Annotated in this window: 6 protein-coding genes and 1 pseudogene; 1 reads left to right on the forward strand and 6 read right to left on the reverse strand. The window is 48.6% G+C overall.

The window, feature by feature from the left end; translation table 11 throughout:
- The 6 genes and pseudogenes from N5P32_RS00110 to nrdR form a co-directional block, all read right to left on the reverse strand.
- Positions 1 to 389: MFS transporter (locus N5P32_RS00110; RefSeq protein WP_265727198.1), on the reverse strand; the 389-nt coding region annotated here is incomplete at its 3' end.
- Positions 390 to 443: 54 nt separating this feature from the next.
- Entirely contained in the window at positions 444 to 896 is a 453-nt protein-coding gene (locus N5P32_RS00115) for a hypothetical protein (protein WP_265727199.1), read from the reverse strand.
- A complete protein-coding gene (locus tag N5P32_RS00120) occupies positions 856 to 1,218 on the reverse strand; it encodes an MFS transporter (protein ID WP_265727200.1) in 363 nt (120 codons plus the stop codon). Before N5P32_RS00120 ends, N5P32_RS00115 begins: the two co-directional genes overlap by 41 nt.
- Positions 1,219 to 1,409: 191 nt before the next feature.
- A pseudogene (gene nusB, locus N5P32_RS00125) lies at positions 1,410 to 1,887 on the reverse strand (transcription antitermination factor NusB).
- A 380-nt stretch (positions 1,888 to 2,267) separates the two neighbouring features.
- On the reverse strand, positions 2,268 to 3,422 hold the full coding sequence (ribD, locus tag N5P32_RS00130; RefSeq protein WP_265727201.1) for a bifunctional diaminohydroxyphosphoribosylaminopyrimidine deaminase/5-amino-6-(5-phosphoribosylamino)uracil reductase RibD: 1,155 nt from the start codon (positions 3,420 to 3,422) through the stop codon (positions 2,268 to 2,270).
- Entirely contained in the window at positions 3,419 to 3,925 is a 507-nt protein-coding gene (gene nrdR / locus N5P32_RS00135) for a transcriptional regulator NrdR (RefSeq protein ID WP_265727202.1), read from the reverse strand. The genes ribD and nrdR overlap by 4 nt, the downstream gene beginning before the upstream one ends.
- Before the next feature lie 167 nt (positions 3,926 to 4,092).
- Here nrdR and N5P32_RS00140 point away from each other — a divergent pair.
- A partial coding sequence (locus tag N5P32_RS00140) for an EamA family transporter (RefSeq protein WP_265727203.1) occupies positions 4,093 to 4,437 on the forward strand: 345 nt, incomplete at its 3' end.

A 4,437-nucleotide genomic window follows, 5' to 3' on the forward strand; every position in this document is an offset into this window, starting at 1 on the left:
TCATTGGCCGCCTCTACCGCAACCACAGAAGTCGTCGGTAACACGCCAAGATAACTGTCCGTATCTTCAACGGCAATTTGTTCGCTCTGCTGAGCCATGCTAAACATGGCAAAACTTGCAATACCTAAGAACGTTATTCCAAGCACAATCCAAAATGCGTCAGGCCCAAGTACCTGCATACACCAACCGCTTAGCAAAGGGCCTGCAATAGCGCCTAAACCAAAGGTAAACACCAATCCGCCAGACGCTGCAGGCATATCACTGGGGGAAAGAGAGTCGTTGGTATACGCCAGAAATAACGCATACAGTGGCGTTGTTACACCCCCGCAAAAAATGCGGACGCCATCAAAGGCCAAAAAGCCCCATGACTCATCCAACCAAACGCACACGAAGCACCACCAAGACAAGAAGCCCAAAAGATCAATTTGCTGCGGCTTACTCGGTCAGACAACCACCCAATTGGGTACTGCATCACCAGAGCGCCAGCAAACAACATGGCAACAAACAGAGCGATGCTGTTTGCAGAAAGCCCTACTTGGCTGCCGAAAACAGCCCCCATGCCTGATTGCGTGGCATAAACACACCCCAATAAAAAATATGCCGACGGTTCCCAGCGGCGAGATTTTGAGTAACGCCCAAAGTGACATGGGTTTTGACACCTCGACCGCTGGAACAACGGCGGCAGACAACAAAATGGGAGCAAAAGACACCGAGACCAAAATAGAAGCGCCAATAAATAATACCGAGGTGCCCGCGTCTCCTAGCATCAGCAGACCTTGAGCGCCGATAATGCCCAGTGTCTGCGCCATCATGTAAGCAGAAAGCACCTTGCCTCGGGTGTCATTTGTGGCGGCATCATTCAACCAACTTTCGGCCGCAACATAAATGCCTGACATACAAAAAGCCCAATAACACACGAATCAGCGTCCACGCCCAAGGGTCAGTCATCAATGGGAAAGAAATAAGCCCTGCAGACATAAAACTGCCCAGCGCGGCAAAGACACGAACATGGCCTACTCGACGAATCAATAAAGGCGTAAACCGAGCACCGGACAAAAAACCAACATAGTAACCCGAGGTAATGATCGCCAGTTCCGCGGACGAGAACCCCTCAATCCCACCTCTTAGGCCGATCAAGGTGAAATGCATACCATTGCCCAACATAATGAGCACGATTCCAAGCAACAAAGCCCAAACCTTTGTCAGTACCTGAACCATTTTTCCAACCCCGCCGTTTATACAGACCGCCCACTATCAGGCTTCACCCATTCGTCATTCAGGTGGCATCTCGTATTACGACACTATTCCTATTTCTCCCCGCATTACCGCCCAACAACGCCATAATATTGTTCACAAACGCCAAAACCTTCCACGCCATCGCAAAATAAAAGCATAAAAAAACCCCGTTATTAGCTATGTAATAACGGGGTTTTTAGTGATCTTATTTGCTTATTTGTTGGCTTCACGACGAGCGGCGATTTCTTCGCGTTGCGCACGCGCTGTGCAAGCTTATCTAGAATGCCATTCACGTATTTGTGGCTCTCTGTCGCACCGAAACCTTTTGCAAGCTCAACACTTTCGTTGATCGCAACTCGGTATGGTACATCCAAACGTTGAGACAACTCATATGAACCAATACGCATTACCGCCAATTCGATTGGGTCCAGTTCGCTCAACGGGCGATCTAGTAGCTCTTCAAATAAAGCGTCCAGTTTTTTGCACTGGCAGTAACGCCTTGTAGCAACTCGCGGAAGTAGACTTTGTCACAGAATCCATTTCTTGATCTTGGTTCATCACGAATTGAGTTTCGATCTCGCTCACCGCAGATTGGTTCATCTGCCATTGGTAGACCGCTTGTAATGCCAAACGACGAGAAGCACTGCGCAATTGCGAACGTGAAGGTTTTTGTCCTTACGTTTTGGTGCTGGAGTTTGGTCGTTGGTTGTTTCCACTTCGCTCATTTTTTGCCTCAATTGTCCAGACTACGCCGCCTTATGGGCTGACGCTTTGGCCTGTTTGGCTTTTGTCTGTTTGGCTTTTGTTTATTTAGAAAATACCCTTGGTTGTTAAAGAGCTACCAAATACGGCTTTTAGACAGCATCTGAGTCATATCGACCAAAGGTACGAATATATGGGTTATCTTGGTCGGCGATTATAGCAACATTTATTCTAGGATTCTCGGCAAAATTGGCGAAATATAAGTAAGAAAAACCTATTTTCAGGCTTTTCTTAAAAAAAGCCTGAAAAAGCAATCACTCAGCTTTTGGCTATTCCTCAAAATCGTCTTCAAAATCTTCGTCTAGGTATTTGGGTACATACACCAAACGCACATCTTGCCCAACTTGGCGAACGGATTTAAGCGTTAGCTCAACCGCTTCATCCATTTCTTCTAAGGGCAATTTAAACAAAGGTCGCGCGCTGGAACCCAGTAATTTCGGAGCCATGTACACGACGATTTCGTCTATTAAACCGGCTTCTAAAAAACCACCAGCCAACTCGGCGCCCGCTTCCAACAAGACTTCATTAATGCCTGCGTCAGCAAGTTGTTCCATGGCATCCAACAAGTCCAACCTACCATCCAGCCCGCGAGGGGCAAATCGAACCGTCACGCCTTTTTTCGTCAGCAGAGCAAGGTGCTCTTCTTCCACCTCTTCTTCCACAGAAAACACCCATGCTTGATTCGTTGGGTAAAGAATTTTTGCTTCTGGAAGAACAGACAAAGCCGTGTCCATTACCACACGAATCGGCTGACGCACGCTTTTCGGGTCGGCTTCTTGATCGTTATTATCAATGCGAACCGTCATGCTTGGATTGTCAGCCAACACCGAACCAATGCCCGTCACGATCGCGTCACTTTGCGCACGCAAACGCTGAACATCCAAACGCGCCGCTGTGTCGGTAATCCATTGGCTTTCGCCAGATTCCATTGCTGTGCGGCCGTCCATACTCATGGCAAGCTTAACGCGAACATAAGGAAGCCCCTCGCGCATGCGTTTGATAAAGCCAGGGTTAAGCGCTTCGCATTCCGCTTCCAAAACAGGACCTATAATCTCGATGCCGGCTTTTTTGATTTTCGCTAAGCCATTGCCAGACACTTCTGGATTCGGATCTTGCATACCGTAGACCACGCGCGCGACGCCCGCTTTGATCAAGGCATCGGCACAAGGCGGCGTTTTGCCTTGGTGACTGCACGGCTCTAAGGTGACATACGCGGTCGCACCAACGACGTCTTGGTTGGCGTCCGCCAAAGCATTGACCTCGGCATGACCTTCGCCGGCTTTCACATGAAAGCCTTGACCGATGATTTGTTGGTCTTTTACCAACACGCACCCAACGCGAGGATTAGGGTGAGTGGTGTAGCGACCTTTTTTCGCCAGTTGAATGGCTTTGGCCATCCAGTATTCGTGATTATAAACGGTCATGCTTTGTCTTCTTGTTCCGATTCTGGGGCGTTTTGTTTTGCATCTGGAGCAATAACGCAGTGGTTTTCTAGGCGGTCTATCGCTTCGCGAAATTCGCTGATGTCTTTGAAGCTTCTGTACACAGAGGCAAAACGCACATAAGCCACTTGATCGAGGCGTTGTAACTCTTCCATTACGGCTTCGCCTGTCCAACGAGACGGCAACTCGCGCTCGCCCGTAGCTTGCATTTTTTCTTTGATTCGAGTGATGGCGGTTTCGACTGCTTCGATACTGACGGGGCGTTTTTCGATGGCTTTGATAATGCCATTGCGCAGTTTGTCTTCGTCAAAAGCTTCTCGGCTGCCGTCACTTTTGATCAGCTTTGGCATTTGCAATTCCGCCACTTCAAAGGTGGTAAACCGCTCTTGGCAATGTATACAGGTTCTGCGACGGCGAACTTGTGCGCCTTCAGACACCAGTCGAGAGTCCACTACTTTAGTATCTTGAGTTCCACAAAAGGGCATCGCATGGCGCTTCCAATATGACTAATTTGGTGTAAGAATGCCTCGAATAAGGCCTTCACTTTCTGGCTCAAATAATAACAACCCCGCCATAATTTAGCTACCAAGCTACCGTGTGCGCTTGAATCATTCCTAAGTATTGTGGAATGAGTAAGTTTATAAGGATTTATATGCCGTTCGCAGAATTATCAGGCTTGGTTGCCGCCCTGTGTTGGACCGTTTCAAGCCTGATGGCGCCAGGGCTTATTCAACGCTTTGGCACCATGCGCTTTAATACTTTTCGTATCGTTATCGCCAGCTCCATACTGGTATTAATTTGCCTCGTCACACAACGTTTCAATGCGACACTGTGGCAGCACGCCGAGGTCATTGTTTTGCTGGTCATGGGAATTTTCGCCATACGGCGCGACGCAAATACCGGTTTCGCCAGCAGCAGCCATACCAACGTTCACGTTGATTCGCTGAGCGAGCACGCAGAGAACCGGCGTTTTGCGCTATCAGAAATAACCTTTAAC

Source organism: Marinomonas pontica, from assembly GCF_026191375.1.
Taxonomy (GTDB): domain Bacteria; phylum Pseudomonadota; class Gammaproteobacteria; order Pseudomonadales; family Marinomonadaceae; genus Marinomonas; species Marinomonas pontica.